General features: G+C 61.5%; 18 protein-coding genes. 5 read left to right on the forward strand and 13 right to left on the reverse strand.

The annotated features are described in order from the left end of the window. Positions 1–41 precede the first annotated feature (41 nt). The 4 genes from creD to rloA2 form a co-directional block, all read right to left on the reverse strand. Positions 42–1,412, reverse strand: a complete 1,371-nt coding sequence (gene creD / locus L6D63_RS15460; protein WP_131670553.1) for a cell envelope integrity protein CreD — start codon at positions 1,410–1,412, stop codon at positions 42–44. 164 nt (positions 1,413–1,576) lie between these two features. Next, on the reverse strand, positions 1,577–2,995 hold the full coding sequence (gene creC, locus L6D63_RS15465) for a two-component system sensor histidine kinase CreC (RefSeq protein WP_047297054.1): 1,419 nt from the start codon (positions 2,993–2,995) through the stop codon (positions 1,577–1,579). Beyond that, positions 2,995–3,675 carry a two-component system response regulator CreB gene (creB, locus tag L6D63_RS15470; RefSeq protein ID WP_041070160.1) on the reverse strand — a complete coding sequence of 227 codons (681 nt, stop codon included), beginning with the start codon at positions 3,673–3,675 and terminating at the stop codon, positions 2,995–2,997. The genes creC and creB overlap by 1 nt, the downstream gene beginning before the upstream one ends. A gap of 68 nt (positions 3,676–3,743) precedes the next feature. Further along, positions 3,744–4,247 carry a retropepsin-like aspartic peptidase RloA2 gene (gene rloA2, locus L6D63_RS15475; RefSeq protein WP_041069928.1) on the reverse strand — a complete coding sequence of 168 codons (504 nt, stop codon included), beginning with the start codon at positions 4,245–4,247 and terminating at the stop codon, positions 3,744–3,746. 305 nt (positions 4,248–4,552) lie between these two features. Here rloA2 and L6D63_RS15480 point away from each other — a divergent pair, with 305 nt between their 5' ends. Then, entirely contained in the window at positions 4,553–5,440 is an 888-nt protein-coding gene (locus L6D63_RS15480; protein ID WP_047297055.1) for an acyltransferase, read from the forward strand. Position 5,441: 1 nt separating this feature from the next. Here the strand turns inward: L6D63_RS15480 and L6D63_RS15485 are convergent, their stop codons facing one another. Further along, positions 5,442–5,999 (reverse strand): DUF2780 domain-containing protein, encoded by a 558-nt coding sequence (locus L6D63_RS15485; protein WP_047297056.1) that lies wholly within the window; start codon positions 5,997–5,999, stop codon positions 5,442–5,444. Between the two features lie 148 nt (positions 6,000–6,147). Between L6D63_RS15485 and L6D63_RS15490 the strand changes: the two genes are divergently transcribed. Further along, entirely contained in the window at positions 6,148–6,783 is a 636-nt protein-coding gene (locus tag L6D63_RS15490) for an RNA polymerase sigma factor (protein WP_131670554.1), read from the forward strand. Beyond that, positions 6,780–7,454, forward strand: a complete 675-nt coding sequence (locus tag L6D63_RS15495) for an anti-sigma factor (RefSeq protein ID WP_131670555.1) — start codon at positions 6,780–6,782, stop codon at positions 7,452–7,454. Before L6D63_RS15490 ends, L6D63_RS15495 begins: the two co-directional genes overlap by 4 nt. A gap of 115 nt (positions 7,455–7,569) precedes the next feature. Here L6D63_RS15495 and fdhA read toward each other — a convergent pair whose 3' ends face one another. From fdhA to L6D63_RS15535, 8 genes are all read right to left on the reverse strand, one after another. After that, positions 7,570–8,769: a formaldehyde dehydrogenase, glutathione-independent gene (gene fdhA / locus L6D63_RS15500; protein WP_027610665.1), complete on the reverse strand. Its 1,200-nt coding sequence runs from the start codon at positions 8,767–8,769 to the stop codon at positions 7,570–7,572. 200 nt (positions 8,770–8,969) lie between these two features. After that, positions 8,970–9,827, reverse strand: coding sequence for a formyltetrahydrofolate deformylase (purU, locus tag L6D63_RS15505; protein ID WP_008086918.1), 858 nt, complete (start codon positions 9,825–9,827; stop codon positions 8,970–8,972). A 221-nt stretch (positions 9,828–10,048) separates the two neighbouring features. Further along, the gene (locus tag L6D63_RS15510; protein ID WP_034155013.1) at positions 10,049–10,681 is read right to left on the reverse strand and encodes a sarcosine oxidase subunit gamma; all 633 of its coding nucleotides are present in this window, start codon (positions 10,679–10,681) and stop codon (positions 10,049–10,051) included. Positions 10,682–10,824: 143 nt separating this feature from the next. Beyond that, positions 10,825–13,842, reverse strand: a complete 3,018-nt coding sequence (locus L6D63_RS15515; RefSeq protein WP_047297060.1) for a sarcosine oxidase subunit alpha — start codon at positions 13,840–13,842, stop codon at positions 10,825–10,827. Continuing rightward, complete coding sequence (locus L6D63_RS15520; protein ID WP_003228964.1) at positions 13,839–14,168, reverse strand: sarcosine oxidase subunit delta; 330 nt, start codon at positions 14,166–14,168, stop codon at positions 13,839–13,841. The genes L6D63_RS15515 and L6D63_RS15520 overlap by 4 nt, the downstream gene beginning before the upstream one ends. Before the next feature lie 14 nt (positions 14,169–14,182). Further along, positions 14,183–15,433 carry a sarcosine oxidase subunit beta gene (locus L6D63_RS15525; protein ID WP_003206307.1) on the reverse strand — a complete coding sequence of 417 codons (1,251 nt, stop codon included), beginning with the start codon at positions 15,431–15,433 and terminating at the stop codon, positions 14,183–14,185. A gap of 20 nt (positions 15,434–15,453) precedes the next feature. Then, positions 15,454–16,707, reverse strand: coding sequence for a serine hydroxymethyltransferase (glyA, locus tag L6D63_RS15530; RefSeq protein WP_131670556.1), 1,254 nt, complete (start codon positions 16,705–16,707; stop codon positions 15,454–15,456). 284 nt (positions 16,708–16,991) lie between these two features. Further along, positions 16,992–17,702: a TraX family protein gene (locus L6D63_RS15535; RefSeq protein ID WP_131670557.1), complete on the reverse strand. Its 711-nt coding sequence runs from the start codon at positions 17,700–17,702 to the stop codon at positions 16,992–16,994. A 126-nt stretch (positions 17,703–17,828) separates the two neighbouring features. On the opposite strand from L6D63_RS15535, the gene L6D63_RS15540 reads away from it, so the two are divergent. Further along, entirely contained in the window at positions 17,829–18,869 is a 1,041-nt protein-coding gene (locus tag L6D63_RS15540; protein ID WP_047297063.1) for a threonine aldolase family protein, read from the forward strand. 167 nt (positions 18,870–19,036) lie between these two features. Continuing rightward, positions 19,037–19,861, forward strand: a complete 825-nt coding sequence (locus L6D63_RS15545) for an SDR family oxidoreductase (RefSeq protein WP_131670558.1) — start codon at positions 19,037–19,039, stop codon at positions 19,859–19,861. The last annotated feature ends 57 nt before the right edge of the window (positions 19,862–19,918 follow it).

The following is a 19,918-nucleotide window of genomic DNA, read 5'->3' on the forward strand; positions in this document are numbered from 1 at the left end:
AACCTCCACCTCTCGCTGATCTTCACGCAATCCCAACCCGCTCATTGCATCGCCCCCACATCAAACGCCAGCGGCTTGGCCGGTTTCTGCCCGATCCCGTACCAGTCGAGTTTGCGCGTCAGCACCATGAACACCCCGAGCAGGCCGAACAGCAACAGCGAACCCATCAGCAACGCATAGTCCTCGGCGCTCAGCAGCCCATACAGCAGGCCATACAACGCTGCCAATCCCGCGGTAAAACTCAGGCCGTGGCGCACGCTGTGCAGCACATGACAGACATAAAATCCGATCAACAACACACAGCCACTGGCCGACAGCAGATAGGCCAAAGCAAAGCCGATGTGCTCCGACAGCGACAGCAACAACAGGTAGAAGAACGCCAGCGCCACCCCGACCAATGCGTATTGCACCGGGTGCACCGCAAGACTCTTGAGCACTTCGAACAAGAAGAAACCGGCGAAGGTCAGGACGATAAACAACAGCGCATATTTGATCGCCCGGTCACTCTTCAAGTACTGATCCACCGGGTCGATGAAGCTCACGCCAAAACTGCGCCCGTTGAACGCCTCGCAATCATTGCCCATCACACAGCGGTTCATCGCTTCTTGCAGGTTGGTGGAGAAAAACGAAGTCTGCCAATCGGCGCTGAAACCTTGATCATTGATTTCGCGTTTGGCGGGCAGGAAGTTGCCGATGAAGCTGGGGTGCGGCCAGTTCGCCGCCAGGCTGACGTGGCTGGCCTTGCCTACCGGCAGCACTTGCAACGAACCGGTGCCTTGCAGGCGCAGGTCGAAACCGAAGGTCAGCTCCGTGGCGTTGCGGGTGTCCAGTGTCGGCAACGTGACCCGCACACCTTCGCCGAGCCAGCCCACCTGGGTGCCAGGCACAAAGTCCAGACGCTGGCCGTCGAGTTCCAGTTTCAGCGCATTTTCAATACCGCGAATATCGCTGATGCCCACCGCCAGAAACGGCGCGTCGAACTGGTAATCGGCAAAGTCTTCTTTGATGCCTAACTGCGCCGGCAACGAGAAATGCCCGTTGATGCGATTGTCAGCATGGAACAATCGCGCTTGGTAAATGCCCCGGGCGCGCAGCTCGGTCTGCACCTGGCCGTCGAGTTCGAAGCGTTCCGGCAGAAAGTACAAACGACCGCGTTCCTCACCGAGTTCTTCATAGCGCTGACTGGTTTTCTCGTTGGTCTTCCAGGTACGCACCACTTTGCGATACGGCACCACCATCACTGGCCCGCTCAGTTGCTGGCTGTAGCTGGAACTGCGGGCGATGTCTTCGAGCACACCATCGCGCAGTTGCTGGCGATCATCGATGATGCCGTCGATCATCAGCAGCGGGATCAGCAACAGCAGGATCAACAGGGCAATGGCCCCGAGCTTTATGGTCAGATTTTTGTTCATGGGACTCTCCCTGTTTGGATGGGCGGAGTCTGGTTGGGCTGTGTGGGAGGAATGTGGGGCGATTGTGGAGATTGTGTGGAAAGATCAAAAGATCGCAGCTTCGGCAGCTCCTTGGGATTGCGTTCCCTGTAGGAGCTGCCGAAGGCTGCGATCTTTTTAGGGTTTCAAGGCAGGCGCAATGTCACTTCCACACCGCCCTCGACATTGCGAATCTGCATCGACCCACCATGCAACTTCACCACCTCTTCAACAAAGTTCAGCCCCAACCCGGTGCTCTTGCGCCCACTGTCCGGACGCGGCAACGAATAAAATCGCTCACTCAAGCGCGGCAAGGCGTACTCGGGAATCGCCGTCGCTTGGTTGAACAAGCGCAACTCGACCTGCTCCCCGACACGTTCGGCACTGAAACGCAGCAACCCGGCGACCGGGGTGAAATCCAGTGCATTGTCCAGCAGATTGCCCAGCGCCTGACGCAGCAGAAACGGCTCGCCGATCAGCAGCAGATCCGGCGCAATCGTCTGCTCGACCGTGAGCCGCCGGCCTTCGATCCGAGCTGCCTGCGCGCGCAATAATTCATCGATCAGCGCCGCCAGCGGCACCGCCACGCGCTCCTCGAGACCCTGGCGCTGTTCCACCTGAGCCAGATTCAACAGGCGCTCGATCAACTGCTGCATCCGCGCGCTTTCGCTGTCGATATTGCCGACAAAGCGCAGGCGCTGAATCGCTGGCATTTCATCCTGCAGCAACTCTGCGGCACCGCGAATGGCCGCCAGCGGACTCTTCAATTCATGGGTCAGGGTGTGCACGTAGCGCTCGACGTAAGCCTTGCCTTCGAGCTGGGTGCGCATCTGTTCCACCGCCGTCGCCAGTTGCTCCAGTTCGCCGCCACGGTAATGCGGCACTTCCACTCGCCGGCCTTCGCTCACCGCCTGCGCATACCCGGTCAAACGGTGCAGCGCGCGGCTCAGCCACCACGACAGCAAAGCGCCGAACAGCAGACCGAGGCCGATCAGCCCGGCACCGTAAAACAGCAAGCGCCGCTCGGTGCGATCGACGTAAGGCTGCAAGGAGCTATTGGGCTTGGCCACGGTGACCACGCCGATGATTTTGCCGTTGTCGCGGATCGGCGCGCCGACGTGCATCACCGACGACGCCGGGTCGTTCGGATCGCTGCGGGTTGAGCGCGCACCGTATGCGCCGCGCAGGGTCAGGTAGACGTCGTTCCAGCGCGAGTAATCCTGCCCGACCGCCACGCCACTGGAATCCAGGACCACGATGCCTTTGACGTCGGTGACGTAGATGCGATGGTTGACCTGATTTTTCGGCAACCCCCAGATGGTCGCCTGCGGCTGGCGTTCGCCGTAGGCACGCAACAATTCGGGCCAGCGGTTCTCGCTGAGCGTGCCGGCCTTGAAATCATCACGCAAAATCTCCGCCATCAGGTTGGCGGTGTCGACCAGGGTTTCTTCGGTGGACTGACGCACACCGGGGCGGATTTCTTCCATCACCGTGTTGAGCACGAAGTAACCGGTCAGGCCGATAAACAGCACATACACCAGAAAGATCCGCAGCCCCAGCGACATCAGCTGTGCCCCGGGCTGTAGCTGTAGCCGAGGCCGCGATGGGTCTGGATCGGCTCGGCGTCGGCCCGCACCAGACGCAATTTGGCGCGCACGCTTTTGATGTGGCTGTCGATGCTGCGCTCGTAGCCAGCGTCGGCGGCAACGCCTAGCGCGTCGAGCAGTTGCTCGCGGCTGAACACCCGCTGCGGTTGTTCGAGCAGGCATTGCAACAGGCGAAATTCATGGCGGGTCAGGCTCAACGGCTGTCCCCGATAGACGATCTGCACACGTTCGGCATCGATGCGAAACAGCGTCGAGGACGCTTCAACCGCAGGACGCGGCGCCATGCGCTTGAGAATCGCCCGGACCCGCGCCGCCACCTCACGCGGGCTGAACGGCTTGACCACGTAATCGTCGGCGCCGATCTCCAGCCCCACCACCCGGTCGATCTCGGCGTCCCGGGCGCTGAGGAACAGCACCGGCACTTCACTGAAGCGCCGCAGCTGTTTGCAGGTTTCGAAACCGCTGATGTCCGGCAGGCCGATATCGAGAATGATCAAGTCGGCCGGGGTCTGCCGTTGATGCTCCAGCGCCGCGGCGCCAAGGCTCAGCCACGTGGTCGTGAACCCCTCGCCCTGCAGGGCAAAAATCAGCGTATCGGCAATCGCCGCTTCGTCTTCGACAATCAGGATATGAGGCATGGCGTCCGAGCCCATGGGTTAAGTGCGCGAACGGTGCCCCAAGCCTGACCTTACGTCAATGAGACCACTTAGCAGTCTGGCTTGTCGGCGGTGAAACGCCGCGCCGGGTTCACTGCGGCGCCAAACTCGCGCAAGGCCTTGGCACCGATCAGCAGCGGGTAGTTGAAGTTACTGCGGTCGGTCAGGTTGACCTCAACGGTGCGCTTGACGTTTCCCAGGCACAGTTCCAGATCGACCACCGGGCGTTTGGCAACTTCGGTGCTGTCGCCCTCGTCCTCTTCGTCCGAACGGCTCTTGATCTTGCTGATCCGCGCGATCTTGTGCTCGTAGACCTTGTTGCTGGCGTCCTTGGTGCCGAGGCGGAAGCGCACCCAGTTTTCACCGTCGCGGGTGAAGGTCTCAATGTCCTTGGCCGACAGCGAGGCGGTCAGCGCGCCAGTGTCCATCTTGGCTTTGAGCACCTCGCCACCGATTTCCGGCAGCGCGATGTATTCATAACGCCCGTACAGGGTCGGTTCGGCGGCCATGACCGGCAGGGCAACGAGGGCAAACAGTGCAAGGAGGGATTTCACGTAGAGGGCTTCCTTGGAAAATGAGGGCGTCAGACGCGAGATTTTAGACAGCCATCAAGGAATTCGTTCGCCCTTGATATCGCATCGCTGGCAAGCCAGCTCCCACAGCTTTCTCTGCCGTTCACAGAAATCACATGCACTGGAGATCCTTGTGGGAGCTGGCTTGCCAGCGATGGGGCCAGCACAAGCCTCACTAATTGGCTCCAGCATAGCCGCCCAAAAGTGAAACATTCGTCACCGCCGATTTGGCCTGTCGCCCGAAGCCACTTATCATGGCGCGCCCATCCGCCTTCATAGAGTTGCTTATGCGCCGCCTGCTCACCGGCTGTTTCGTCACCCTGCTGCTGTTGCTCAACACCCTGATCCTGATCGGGCCGTTGATGGTCTTTGCCCTGCTCAAACTGATTGCGCCAGGGCGCTGGCGCGATTACGCCTCGTGGGCGGTGATGTGGATTGCCGAGACCTGGGCGGAAATCGACAAGCTGATCTTTCGTCTGTGCATCCCCACTCAGTGGGACATCCGCGGCGGCGCAGACCTGCGCGGTGACACCTCGTATCTGGTGGTCAGCAACCACCAGTCGTGGGTCGACATTCCGGCGCTGATCCAGACCCTCAACCGGCGCACGCCGTTCTTCAAGTTTTTCCTCAAGAAAGAGCTGATCTGGGTGCCGTTCCTCGGTCTGGCGTGGTGGGCGCTGGATTACCCATTCATGAAGCGCTACAGCAAGGCGTTTCTGGCGAAGCATCCGGAGCTGGCGGGCAAAGATCTGGAAATCACCAAACAGGCCTGTGAGCTGTTCAAGCGCCAGCCGGTAACGGTCGTGAACTATCTGGAAGGTACTCGCTACACCGCGGCGAAAAGCGCGCAGCAGCAGTCACCGTTCAAGCACCTGCTCAAACCCAAGGCGGGCGGCGTGGCGTTTGTGCTGGCGGCGATGGGGGAGCAGCTGGATGCGTTGCTCGACGTGACCGTGGTTTATCCACAGGAGAACATTCCGGGGTTCTGGGATCTGATCAGCGGCAGCGTGCCGCGGGTGATCGTCGACATCCAGACCCGCGAACTCGACCCGGCGCTGTCGCAGGGCGATTACGAGAACGATCCGCAGTTTCGCCAGCAGGTCCAGAACTGGGTCAACCAGCTCTGGACCGAGAAGGATCAGCGCATCAGCGAACTGCGCGGTGAGCGCAGCTGAATCAGCTGCCGCTGCCGGCGCCCCAGATGTTGCCCAGACTGCTCAACAGCGAACCGCCAACACCCTGTTGACCCAGGTATTGCAGGATCACCGGGGCAAACTGGCCCACCATGCCGCTGTCCATGCCCAGCGCACTGAAAGCGTTGTTCAGGTCGCTGGTGGTCTTGACGTTGCCCAGCGCATTTTCCAGCCCGGCTGACTTGCCCGACGAGCCCAGCAACCCGCTCAATGCCGCCAGATTACCGCTACCGCCCGACAGTTTGTCGATGCCCGGCACTTCTTTGGCCAACTGCGAATAATCGGTGCTGCTCAATTGGTTCTTGGCCAGGCCCAACATCGCACTGGTTCCCCCTACAGCTTGCTGGGGCGTGACGTTCAGCGCACTCAAGGCACTCAGCAATCCAGCGGTTTCCGAAGTCGGTGCAGCGGCGGCAGCCTTGTCCCCCCCTTGCATCCCCGAGACTGCACCGGCGACATCGTTCAAGCTGAAACCGGCAAACACCGGGCTCGCTGCGAGGGTCATCAGTGAAGCAAAGGCCATACCGCGTGAAATCTTCATTCAGACATCCTCTTGCGCTGTGGTAACCGCCCGCTTATGGGCGGCAAAACTGCCGATTTGACCGGGTTTGCGCTGGCATGTTCCTCGCCGGCGCATCCATTTTCAGGATAGCCACGTATATAAAACGTGAAACCGTGGATAATCCGAGATGAATGGCACAAGCGCTGTCGCTGAACTAGCCTGTGAACAGCCCGAGCAGCGCCCTCGCCACCGGCACATGGTCTGGAGAAACGTCATTTCCACCGCCGACACCGATCAGTTGCGCCAATTGTTGGCCCAGTGTTCACTGGGCGATCGGCGTGCATTCGAAACCCTCTATCGCAGCGTCGGCCCGCGCTTGCACGGTGTCGCCTTGCGTTTCATGGGCCGGGCAGATCTGGCCGAGGACGTGCTGCAGGAAAGCTTCGTGCGCATCTGGAACAACGCCTCGCGCTACGAAGCCCATTTGTCGGCGCCGCTGACCTGGATGATCAACATCACTCGCCACCAGGCCATCGACCAGTTACGCAAACAGCGTGACCGGCCGCTGACCGACTTCGAACAGGAGACCCTGCCGGACGAAGGCCCTTCGGCCCACGACCTGCTGAACAGCAGCCGCGAAGCCAGCGCGCTGCACCGTTGCCTCGACACCCTTGACGGCATGCAGCGCCAGTCGATCAGCGTCGCCTACTTTCAGGGCCTGTCCTGCGCGGAACTCGCCGAACACCTGGCCGCGCCGCTGGGTTCGGTGAAATCGTGGATTCGCCGTGGCATGGAACGTCTGCGCAGGTGCCTTGAATCATGAACTACCAGACCCCTGCCCTGCGCCGCGCCCTCGCTGCCGATTACGCCATCGGCCTGATGTCGTCGGCGGCGCGTCGGCGCTTTGAACAATTGCTGCTGGACGATGCAGCACTGCGAACCGAGTTGGCGCAGTGGCAGGAGAGCCTCGCCAGCCTTACCGATACATTGCCGGAGCAACCGGTGCCGGATCGGGTGTGGCAAGGTATTACTGCACGCATCGAACCGCAAGTGCTGCACGTCCCGGAAAAACGTCCGTTCTGGAACTGGCTGCGAGTCACCGCCGCACTCTGCTCAATCGTGGTCCTGGTATTCCTCGGCTCCCTGTACAACCGCGACGACGCCCGCTACCGCGCCACCCTGCTGAGCGCCGACGCGCAACCGGCGCTGAAGGTCGAGGCGCATGCGGACTATCTGCAAGTCGAACCGCTGACATTGGCGGCAGTCGGGCCAGATCGCAGCCTGGAACTGTGGGCGATACCCGCCGATGGCAAGCCGATTTCGCTGGGGGTGATTCCTGCAGGCGGCAAAGGCAAGGTTGAACTGAGCGCGGCGCAGAAAGCCTTGATCGGCCAGCCGATTGCGCTGGCGGTGAGTCTGGAGCCGCAAGGTGGGTCGCCGACCGGGCAGCCGACCGGGCCAGTGCTGTATCAGGGCGCTTTGGCAGCCCTCTGAATGCAAAAATCAAAGATCGCAGCCTTCGGCAGCTCCTCCATCGATCCCTGTAGGAGCTGCCGAAGGCTGCGATCTTTTGATCTAAAAAAGGCGACCCGTGGGTCGCCCTTTTTACTTACGCCGCACTGAACAACCGATGCGGATCGATCACAAACTTCTTCGGCACACCGGCATCGAACTCGCCATAGCCTTCCGGCGCCTGGTCGAGGCTGATGACTTGCACACCCACCACTTCGGCGATGTTGATGCGGTCCCACATGATCGCCTGCATCAGCTGGCGGTTGTATTTCATCACCGGGGTCTGGCCGGTGTGGAAGCTGTGGGATTTGGCCCAGCCCAGACCGAAGCGGATGCTCAGGCTGCCCATTTTCGCGGCGGCATCTACAGCACCCGGATCCTCGGTCACGTACAGGCCCGGAATACCGATCTTGCCGGCGACGCGCACCACGCCCATCAGCGAGTTGAGCACGGTGGCCGGGGCTTCGGCTTTCACCCCGTCATGTCCGTGGCCGCGGGCTTCGAAGCCCACGCAGTCCACCGCGCAATCGACTTCCGGTTCGCCCAGCAGTGCGGCGATCTGCTCGTGCAGCGGCGTGTCCTTGGACAGGTCGACCACTTCAAAACCCTGAGCCTTGGCGTGCGCCAGGCGGATGGTGTTGACGTCGCCGATGATCACCACCGCCGCGCCCAGCAAGCGCGCCGAGGCCGCAGCGGCCAGACCGACCGGGCCGGCGCCCGCGATGTACACGGTGCTGCCCGGGCCAACGCCCGCCGTCACCGCACCGTGATAGCCGGTCGGCAGAATGTCGGAGAGGCAGGTCAGGTCGCGGATTTTCTCCATGGCCTTGTCGCGATCCGGCAGTTTCAGCAGGTTGAAGTCGGCGTACGGCACCAGCACGTATTCAGCTTGGCCGCCGGTCCAGTCGCCCATGTCGACATAACCGTAAGCACCGCCGGCGCGGGCCGGGTTGACGGTCAGGCAGACGCCAGTGTGTTGCTCCTTGCAGGAACGGCAGCGCCCGCAAGCCACGTTGAACGGTACGGAGACCAGGTCGCCGATTTTCAGGTTCTCGACGTCGGAACCCTTCTCGATCACTTCGCCAGTGATTTCATGGCCCAGCACCAGACCGGTCTGCGCCGTGGTCCGGCCGCGCACCATGTGCTGGTCGGAGCCACAAATGTTGGTGGACACCACACGCAGGATCACCCCGTGTTCGATCTTCCTGCCGCGCGGGTCCTGCATTTTCGGATAGTCGATTTTCTGTACTTCGACCTTGCCAGCGCCGAGATACACCACACCACGATTGCCAGACATGCTTTCACCTCGCTGTTGTTTTTATGGAACCGCGTTGCCCAGGCAGGCAGCGCGTTAAGTGCTCGGGTACAGATGCTGATTGTTGTGTTGCCTGTTATGGCCTCATCGCTGGCAAGCCAGCTCCCACGGGTTTCGGGTGGAACTCAAAAATTGTGTACGACACAAATCCCTGTGGGAGCTGGCTTGCCAGCGATGGCGATCTAAAGAACAACGGTTCTGTTGGCGTTCAAAAACACCCGTCTTTCGATGTGATAACCCACGGCCCGGGCCAAAGTCAGGCCTTCGATATCGCGCCCCTTGGCAATCAGATCTTCCGGGTAATGACTGTGATCCACGGCCTCGACACCCTGGGCGATGATCGGCCCTTCGTCGAGGTCGTTGTTGATGTAATGCGCCGTGGCGCCGACCAGCTTCACGCCCTTGTTGTAGGCTTGGTGATACGGCTTGGCACCCTTGAACCCCGGCAGCAACGAGTGATGGATGTTGATCGCCTTGCCATCGAGCTTGCGGCACAACTCCGGTGACAGCACCTGCATGTAACGGGCGAGGATCACCAGTTCGGCGCCGGACTCTTCGATCACCTGCCACACCTGACGCTCCTGCGACGGCTTGTCGTTGGGGTCGAGGGGGAAATGGTAGTAGGGAATCTGGTGCCAGTCGGCCAGCGGCTTGAGGTCCGGATGGTTGGACACCACCGCCGCCACGTCCATCGACAACTGGCCGATGCGCTGGCGGTAGAGCAAATCGTTGAGGCAGTGATCGGCCTTGGAGACCATGATCACCACTTTCGGCCGGTAGTTCGGCGCAGTCAGCTCGAAGATCATGCCAAACGCCTGACCACGCTCGGCGAGGCCGGCGCGGAAGGACTGTTCGTCAAAGCCGTCGGGCTGACGGAATTCCACGCGAATGAAGAAACGACCCGAGAGCCGGTCATCGAACGAATGGTGCTCGGTGACGTAGCAACCCTGCTCGAACAGAAAACGCGTCACCGCGTCCACCGTGCCGAGCACGCTGGGGCAGTCGGCGGTCAGAATCCATGTGTCTGGGGCGCGGCTCATGGTGCGGTGACTCCTGTTTCAACATCTGTGAGCAGAGTGAACTCTGTGGCGAATGAGTTCTGTGGCGAGGGAGCTTGCTCCCGCTGGGTTGCGAAGCGACCCTAAAATCAGCAACCGCGTTCTTCCAGAAAGAATGCGCTCGCAGTTTTTTGCGACTGCTTCGCAGCCGAGCGGGAGCAAGCTCCCTCGCCACAAGAAGCAATCGCGGCAACCACTTAGTGTTACGCCTGCACGCTCAGGCCGTACTCGGCCGAAGCATCCTGCAACCACAACCACCAGTAATCCGAGAAGCTGCGGCGGATCAGCAGTTCCCAGGTGTCTTCAGCGGTGTGGCGAATCATCAGCTGCGACTTGGCGAACACCGTGCCCACTGCTTTGCCGACCGGGAAGTTGTTCGGGTGCACGTCGTAACTGGTGGATTTCATCAGCACCTGACGCACGTTCGGCCCGCTCAGTTCGAGCACTTGCTGGCCGCCGCTGACGTTGACGATCGCGATGTGCAGGTCGCCCAGCGCTTCGCGCAGTTTCTGTTCGGCCGCAAATTCTTCACCGCTTGGCACGATCAGCAGCCACTCGTCCGGGCCCATCCATTGCAGGCTGGTTTCGCCTTTGACGATCACGCTCAGGGCGCCGGGCAATTCGATGCCCAGTGCCTTGTGTACACCGGCGGCGAATGCGGCATCGTGACCATCGCCACGAATGGTCAGGTGACCGAGGAGTTTCTTTTCACGCACGATGACGCCGGCGTTCTTGCGCCCCTTGCCGACCAGGCTGGCGAGGTCGGCATGGTGCAGCGACGACTCGGCACGGGCACCGGTGGTCGGGCGTTGTTGGTAAACATTGGCTGTGGTCATAAAGCACCTTCCTGAATTCTGTTGGTTCCTGCGGTGGCTGAACTGCCGCTTTCGCGAGCAGGCTCGCTCCCACAGGGGAACGCGGTCGAATGTGGGAGCGAGCCTGCTCGCGAATAGCCGCCCGCCCACAATTCCTGAGGCCATCAGATGTTCTGCCGATCCCCCTTCGGATCGAAGAACACCGAAGAAACGATCTCCGCCTCGATCACGCTGCCATCGGCCAGCGGTGCAAACACCCGCTCGCCCATGCGCTTCAGACCGCCCTTGACCACACCCATGGCAAACGAATAACCGAGGGAGTTGTGCGCGTAGCTGGAGGTCACGTGGCCGACCATGGTCATCGGGATCGCCTGCTTGGTGTTGAACACCAGTTGCGCGCCTTCCGGCAGCCAGACATTCGGGTCGATCGGCTTCAGGCCCACCAGTTGCTTACGCTGATCCTTCACGCAGTCTTCACGGTTCATGCCGCGCTGGCCGATCCACGAGAACGGTTTGGTGCGACCGACGCACCAGCCCATGTTCAGGTCGTCCGGGGTCATCGAGCCGTCGGTGTCCTGACCGACGATGATGAAACCCTTCTCGGCGCGCAGGACGTGCATGGTTTCAGTGCCGTACGGGGTCAGGTTGTACTGTTTGCCGGCCTCGACGATTTTTTCCAGCACGCCCATCGCGTAGTCGGCCTGGACGTTGACTTCGTACGACAGTTCGCCGGTAAACGAGATACGGAACACCCGCGCCGGCACACCGCCGACCAGACCTTCTTTCCAGGTCATGAACGGGAATGCTTCGTTGGCCAGGTCGATGTCAGTCACGGCGCTGAGCAGCTTGCGGCTGTTCGGCCCGGACAAGGTCATGGTCGCCCAGTGGTCGGTGACCGAGGTGAAGTACACCTTCATCTCCGGCCATTCGGTCTGGTGGTACAGCTCCAGCCATTGCAGCACGCGAGCCGCGCCGCCAGTGGTGGTGGTCATGACGAAATGGTTGTCGGCCAGGCAGGCCGTGACGCCATCGTCGAAGACCATGCCGTCTTCTTTGCACATCAGACCGTAACGTGCCTTGCCCACGTCGAGCTTGGTCCAGGCGTTGGTGTACACGCGGTTGAGGAACTCGCGGGCATCCGGGCCTTGAATGTCGATCTTGCCCAGGGTCGAGGCGTCGAGCAGGCCGACGCTGTCGCGCACGGCTTTGCATTCGCGCTTCACCGCCGCGTGCATGTCTTCGCCGTTCTTCGGGAAATACCATGGACGCTTCCACTGACCGACGTCTTCGAACTCGGCGCCGTTTTTCAGGTGCCATTGATGCAGCGCGGTGTAGCGCACCGGCTCGAAGATGTGCCCACAGTGACGACCGGCCACGGCGCCGAAGGTTACCGGCGTGTAGTTCGGGCGGAACATCGTGGTGCCCATCTGCGGGATGGTCACGTTCAGCGAGCGGGCGGCGATGGCCAGGCCGTTGACGTTGCCGAGTTTGCCCTGATCGGTGCCGAAACCCAGCGCGGTGTAGCGTTTGACGTGTTCGACCGACTCGAAACCTTCGCGGGTCGCCAGTTCGATGGCGGCAGCGGTGACGTCGTTCTGCAGGTCGACGAATTGCTTCGGCGCACGCGAGGTGCCCTTCTCGTGCGGCACCTGGAACAGTGCCAGGGTTGCTTCTTCGAGACGGCTCAGGGCTTTTGGCAGCGTGCCTTCGACCACACCGAAACCGGCTTCACTGGCAGCGCGTGCGCCACCTTCGAAACCATCGGCCAGCGAATCACCGAGGCCGTAAACACCGTTGATGCCGCCGACGCACACACGCTTCTGCGGTGCTTCGCCCGGTACGAAACCGAGGATGTCTTCGCGCCAGACCGGCTTGCCACCGAGGTGCGAAGCCAGGTGCACCACCGGGCTGTAACCGCCGGAACTGGCAATCACGTCGCAGTCGAGCCATTCGCCCGGGCTGGTCACGGTGTGCGCTTTGACGTCAATCGCGGCAACGCGGGCTGCGGTGACGCGCTTGCTGCCACGGGCCTCGATCACGGCGCTGCCGGTGAGGATGCGAATGCCTTTGGCGCGGGCCTCTTCCACCAGCGCACCACGCGGATTGCTGCGGGCGTCGGCGATGGCGACCACTTGCAGGCTGGCGTCGAGCCAGTCCAGCGCCACGCGATAGGCGTGATCGTTGTTGGTGGTCAGCACCAGCTTCTTGCCCGGTGCCACACCGTAACGGCGCACGTAAGTCGAGACCGCACCGGCGAGCATGTTGCCCGGCACGTCGTTGTTGCCGTAGACCAGCGGACGCTCGTGGGCGCCGGTCGCCAGCACTACACGCTTGGCGCGAACACGGTGAATGCGCTGACGCACCTGACCGATTGGCGCGCGGTCGCCGAGGTGATCGGTGAGGCGTTCGTGAATGGTCAGGAAGTTGTGGTCGTGATAGCCGTTAACGGTGGCGCGCGGCAACAGCAGCACGTCAGGAGTGTTCTTCAACTCAGCGATAACGCTGGCCACCCACTCCATCGCCGGTTTGCCGTCGAGGCTTTCGCGGGAATCGAGCAGGCTGCCGCCGAACTCTTCCTGCTCATCGGCGAGGATCACCCGCGCACCGCTGCGCGCAGCGGCCAGGGCAGCCGCCAGACCGGCAGGGCCGGCGCCGACGATCAGCACGTCGCAGTGCTGGTTCATGTAGTCGTAGGTGTCCGGATCGACTTCGGTCGGCGAACGGCCCAGACCGGCTGCCTTGCGAATGTACTTCTCGTACGTCATCCAGAACGATTGCGGGTACATGAAGGTTTTGTAGTAGAAACCCGGCGGCATCAGCTTGCCGCCGACCTTGCCAAGAATCCCCATCATGTCGTTGTTGACGCTCGGCCAGCCGTTGGTGCTGGTGGCGACCAGGCCTTGGTACAGCGCCTGTTGCGTGGCGCGCACGTTGGGGATCTGCGTGGCTTCAGTGGCACCGATCTGCAGCACGGCATTCGGCTCTTCGGCACCGGCGGCGAAGATCCCGCGGGGGCGCGAATACTTGAAGCTGCGGCCGATGATGTCGACGCCGTTGGCGATCAGTGCCGAGGCCAGGGAGTCGCCCTCGAAGCCTTTGTAGCTCTGACCGTTGAAGGTGAAGCTCAGCACTTTATTGCGGTCGATCCGTCCACCGTTGGACAGGCGATTGGTCTGGCTCATACCTTCTCTCCCAGCGCCGTCGTGGCTGTTTTTGCCGTATCAGCCTTGTCGGTGAATTGCGGCTTGGTGCCGATCTTGTAGGTTTCGAGAATCTCGTAGGTCACGGTGTCGCGGGTGACGTTGAAGTACTGGCGGCAACCGGCGACGTGATCCCACAGCTCGTGGTGCAGACCGCGCGGGTTGTCGCGGAAAAACATGTAGTCGCCCCACTCTTCATCGGTGCAGGCGTTCGGATCCAGCGGACGCGGAATATGCGCCTGACCGGATGCGTGGAATTCCTCTTCGGAGCGCAGTTCGCCGCAGTGAGGACAGAAGATATGCAACATGGGAATTTCTCCTGTTAGTGGGCGACGGCAGCAGCGCCGTGTTCGTCGATGAGTGCGCCGTTGTGGAAACGGTCGATGGAGAACGGTGCTGCCAATGGGTGCATTTCACCCTTGGCCAGACTCGCGGCAAACACGTTGCCCGAGCCAGGTGTGGCTTTGAAGCCGCCGGTGCCCCAACCGCAGTTGAAGAACATGTTCGGTACCGGGGTTTTCGAAATGATCGGGCAAGCGTCCGGCGTGGTGTCGACGATGCCGCCCCACTGGCGGTTCATGCGCACCCGCGACAGCACCGGGAACATCTCGACGATGGCCTGGATGGTGTGCTCGATCACCGGGTACGAACCGCGCTGGCCGTAGCCGTTGTAGCCGTCGATACCGGCGCCGATCACCAGGTCGCCCTTGTCAGACTGGCTGATGTAGCCGTGCACGGCGTTGGACATGATCACGCTGTCGATAATCGGTTTGATCGGCTCGGACACCAGCGCCTGCAGCGGGTGGGATTCGATCGGCAGACGAAAACCGGCGAGCTTGGCCATGTGTCCGGAGTTGCCGGCGGTGACCACGCCGACACGCTTGGCACCGATGAAACCCTTGTTGGTTTCAACGCCGATGCACACGCCGTTTTCCTTGCGGAAACCGATGACTTCGGTCTGCTGGATCAAGTCCACGCCCAAGGCGTCGGCGGCACGGGCAAAGCCCCAGGCCACGGCATCGTGACGGGCAACGCCGCCACGACGTTGAACGGTCGCGCCCATCACCGGGTAGCGGGTATTCTTCGAGCAGTCGAGGTACGGGATCTCGTCCGCCACTTGCTTGGCGTTGAGCAGTTCGCCGTCGACGCCGTTGAGGCGGTTGGCGCTGACCCGACGCTCGGAATCACGGATGTCCTGCAGGGTGTGGCACAGGTTGTAGACGCCGCGTTGGGAGAACATCACGTTGTAGTTCAGGTCCTGGGACAGGCCTTCCCACAGTTTCATCGCGTGTTCGTACAGGTGCGCCGACTCGTCCCACAGGTAGTTGGAGCGAACGATGGTGGTGTTGCGCGCGGTGTTGCCACCGCCCAGCCAGCCCTTCTCGACCACGGCCACGTTGGTGATGCCGTGTTCCTTGGCCAGGTAGTAGGCGGTCGCCAGACCGTGCCCGCCACCGCCGACGATGACCACGTCGTAGACCTTCTTCGGCGTTGGCGTGCGCCACATGCGCTGCCAGTTCTCGTGGTGGCTGAGGGAGTGTTTGAAGAGGCCGAAGCCCGAATAGCGTTGCATAGTCATTTACTCCAAACCGCTCAGCGATAAACCGGGTAGTCGGCGCACAGAGCCGCGACGTTCTTGGCCACATTCGCTTCAACGTCGGCGTCACCGAGGTTGTCGAGGATGTCGCAGATCCAGCCGGCCAGCGCTTCGCACTGGGCGACCTTGAAGCCACGCGTGGTGACGGCCGGGGTGCCGATGCGCAGGCCCGAGGTCACGAACGGCGACTGCGGGTCGTTCGGCACGGCGTTCTTGTTGACGGTGATGTGCGCGCGGCCAAGGGCGGCGTCAGCATCTTTGCCGGTCAGGCCCTGACGGATCAGGCTGACCAGGAACAGGTGGTTGTCGGTACCGCCGGACACTACATCGTAGCCACGTTTGATAAACACGCTGGCCATCGCTTGAGCGTTGTCGATCACTTGTTGCTGATAGGCCTTGAAGCCGGGCTCCAGCGCTTCCTTGAAGCACACCGCCTTACCGGCGATGACATGCATCAGCGGGCCGCCCTGGGCGCCGGGGAATACCGCGGCGTTGAGCTTTTTCTCGATCTCTTCGTTGGACTTGGCCAGGATCAGCCCGCCACGTGGACCGCGCAGGGTCTTGTGGGTGGTGGTGGTGACCACGTCGGCATACGGCAGCGGGTTCGGGTACAGGCCAGCGGCGACCAGACCGGCGACGTGGGCCATGTCGACGAACAGCAGCGCACCCACTTTGTCGGCAATCTGGCGGAAGCGCGGAAAATCCAGTGTTTTCGAGTAGGCGGAGAACCCGGCAACGATCATCTTCGGTTTGCACTCGACGGCCAGACGCTCGACTTCGTCGTAATCGATCAGCCCGGTGTCGGTGTTGATCCCGTACTGCACGGCGTTGTACAGCTTGCCCGAGGACGACACTTTGGCGCCGTGGGTCAAGTGACCGCCATGAGCGAGGCTCATGCCAAGGATGGTGTCGCCCGGCTGGATCAGCGCCAGGTACACGGCGCTGTTGGCCGAGGAACCGGAGTGCGGCTGGACGTTGGCGTAATCGGCGCCGAAAAGCTGCTTGGCGCGTTCGATGGCCAGCGCTTCGACTTTATCCACATGCTCGCAGCCACCGTAGTAGCGCTTGCCCGGATAACCTTCGGCGTATTTGTTGGTCAGGCCGCTGCCCTGCGCTTGCATCACGCGTTTGCTGGTGTAGTTCTCCGACGCGATCAGCTCGATGTGATCTTCCTGACGTTGCTCCTCGGCATTCATCGCCGCCAGCAGTGCATCGTCGTAACCCTGGATCTGGTCTTGCTTGCTGAACATCGCGTCTCTCCCAGCGGCGTCGGTGCGCCATTTCGTCTTGGTCAGGCACGCGGCTTGCGGAGGTGCCCTTTGATGCGATGGTATGGCCGGCGCAGACAGCCCAGATGCCTACGGACGCCACACAAAGGTGCGTTTACGACATGACGGGAAATGGTCTTGCCAGACTCGATCTCGAAAACACTGAAGAACCCTGTGGGAGCTGGCTTGCCAGCGATGGCGAGAGCACATCTGGTATTGATGACGACTGACCCACCGCTATCGCTGGCAAGCCAGCTCCCACAGGGTTATGCGGCGACTTGGCGGATAAGTAGCAGCAGGAGGAAATGTGCAGGATAGAGGGCATAGCCCCAGCGTCGCATTGGCGGTGACTGAAGATGTCGCGCATGTCGCAACAGGAACATCCCGAGCAGTGGCGCAATCAGACACGCCGCGATACCAAACACCGCCACGTAGTTACCGAACTGCGCCGCCTCATACAGCACCCGCCACTGATTGCCCGCCAGACACACCAGCCCCGGCAGCACGCCAAAATACCAGGGGCGACGGATCACCCACAGCAGCGCCAGCGGCAACAGCACGCCAAACATGCCGAACATCAGCCACTGCGCAAACAACGCCGCCAGCAGCAAGGCGCCCGCGCCCAAAAGCCGCGACAACAAGCTGCGATCCTGCCAGCCCCGCGCCACCAGCAATCCGAGCGCCAGGGTGGGCATCACGTTCAAGGTGTCGGGATCAGGAATGTACAAACGGTAGGGAATTTCACTCACAGCGCTGAACAGCAGCAACCAGCCCAGATAGCGCCATTCGGTCTTGCGTGCGCCGTCCCGCGTCAGATTCGCCGCCATCGCCAGGCAGAACCACGGAAACGCCAGACGCCCCGGCACATACAGCCAATCGGCGCTGATCCCGACATATCGCAGGTGATCGAGCAGCATGCTCAGCAGCGCCAGCCACTTGAGCAGATCGAGTGCGCCGTCGCGCTGGCTCAGGTGCATAATCGGCTCGCATCCTTGTAAAGTTCTGACAGCGACATCCCGTGTGCTCCCCGGAAGATCTTCGGTAAAGTGCGCACCCTCATTGACCACGAGCCTTCACAAGAGTCTCGACCACGGAAGCCGGCCATGACCGACAAGAGCCAACAATTCGCCAGCGACAACTACTCCGGTATCTGCCCTGAAGCCTGGGCTGCCATGGAACAGGCCAACCACGGCCACCAGCGCGCTTATGGCGACGATGAATGGACCGCACGCGCGGCCGACCATTTCCGCAAGCTGTTCGAAACCGACTGCGAAGTGTTCTTCGCCTTCAACGGCACCGCCGCCAACTCGCTCGCGCTGTCGTCGCTGTGCCAGAGTTACCACAGCGTGATCTGCTCGGAAACCGCTCACGTCGAAACCGACGAATGCGGCGCCCCGGAATTCTTCTCCAACGGCTCGAAACTGCTGATCGCCGGTACCGAAAACGGCAAGATCACCCCGCAGTCGATCCGCGAAGTCGCGCTCAAGCGCCAGGACATCCACTACCCGAAACCACGGGTCGTGACCCTGACCCAGGCCACCGAAGTCGGCAGCGTCTACACCCCGGAAGAAGTCCGTGCCATCAGCGCCACCTGCAAGGAACTGGGCCTGCACCTGCACATGGACGGCGCGCGCTTCTCCAACGCCTGCGCGTTCCTCGGCTGCTCGCCAGCCGACCTGACCTGGAAGGCCGGCGTCGATGTGCTGTGCTTCGGCGGCACCAAAAACGGCATGGCGGTGGGTGAGGCAATCCTGTTCTTCAACCACAAACTGGCCGAAGACTTCGATTACCGCTGCAAACAGGCCGGGCAACTGGCGTCGAAAATGCGTTTCCTGTCGGCACCGTGGGTCGGCATCCTCGAAAACGACGCCTGGCTCAAATACGCCCGCCACGCCAACCACTGCGCGCAATTGCTGGCCGAGCTGGTCAGCGACATCCCGGGCGTGGAACTGATGTTCCCGGTGCAGGCCAACGGCGTGTTCCTGCAACTCTCGGAACCGGCCATCGCCGCACTGACCGCAAAGCACTGGCGCTTCTACACCTTCATCGGCAAGGGCGGCGCGCGTTTCATGTGCTCGTGGGACACCGAAGAAGAACGTGTGCGCGAATTGGCCCGTGACATCCGCGAAGTGATGTCCGCCTGATTCTTCCTCTGTAGGAGCTGCCGCAGGCTGCGATCTTTTGATCTTGATCTTAAAAACAAAATCAAAAGATCGCAGCCTGCGGCAGCTCCTACAGGGATTGCGATGCTCCTTGGTCTACATTGTCTGTCGAGCCCTCCGCTCACATAACAACAAGCAGGAGCATCGGCATGTCGCTACAAGGCAAAACCCTGTTCATCACCGGCGCCAGCCGTGGCATCGGGCGTGAGATTGCGCTGCGGGCCGCGAAGGACGGGGCCAATATCGTGATTGCGGCCAAGAGCGCCGAAGCCCATCCGAAATTGCCGGGCACCATCCACAGCGTCGCCGCAGAAGTCGAAGCGGCCGGCGGCAACGCCCTGGCGCTGCAACTGGATGTACGTGATGAAGACGCGGTGCGCCATGCGCTGGCCCAGGCTAACGAGCATTTCGGCGGCATCGATGCGCTGGTGAACAATGCCGGGGCGATCAAATTGACCGGTGTGCAGCACATCGAACTCAAGCGGTTCGACCTGATGCACCAGATCAACACCCGCGCCGTGCTGCTATGCAGCCAGGCCGCCCTGCCCTATCTGAAGAAATCCGCCGGACACATCCTCAACCTGTCGCCGCCGCTGAATATGGCGAGCAAATGGTTCGCCCAATACAGCCCCTACACCGTGACCAAATACGGCATGAGCATGCTGACGGTAGGCATGAGCGAGGAATTCGCCAGTTACGGCATCAGCGTCAATTCGCTGTGGCCGCAGACGATGATTGCCACGGCGGCGATCGAGTTTCAGCTGGGGAACCGCGAGTCGTTCAAGCAGGCGCGCCTGCCTTCGATCATGGCGGATGCGGCGCATGTGATTCTGAGCAGCAGCGGGCGACAGATCAGCGGACGGTTATTGATAGATGAGGAGATTTTACGCGAGAGCGGCGTGACCGAATTCGATCACTACCGATTTGATCCGGACAGCACCGCCCCCCTTATGCCTGACTTGTTCGTCGACTGAAAATACCTACCCCTGTAGGAGCTGCCGAAGGCTGCGATCTTTTGATCTTGTTTTTAG

The sequence above is a fragment of the Pseudomonas parakoreensis genome, assembly GCF_021602155.1.
In the GTDB taxonomy this organism is placed as follows: Bacteria; Pseudomonadota; Gammaproteobacteria; order Pseudomonadales; family Pseudomonadaceae; genus Aquipseudomonas; species Aquipseudomonas parakoreensis.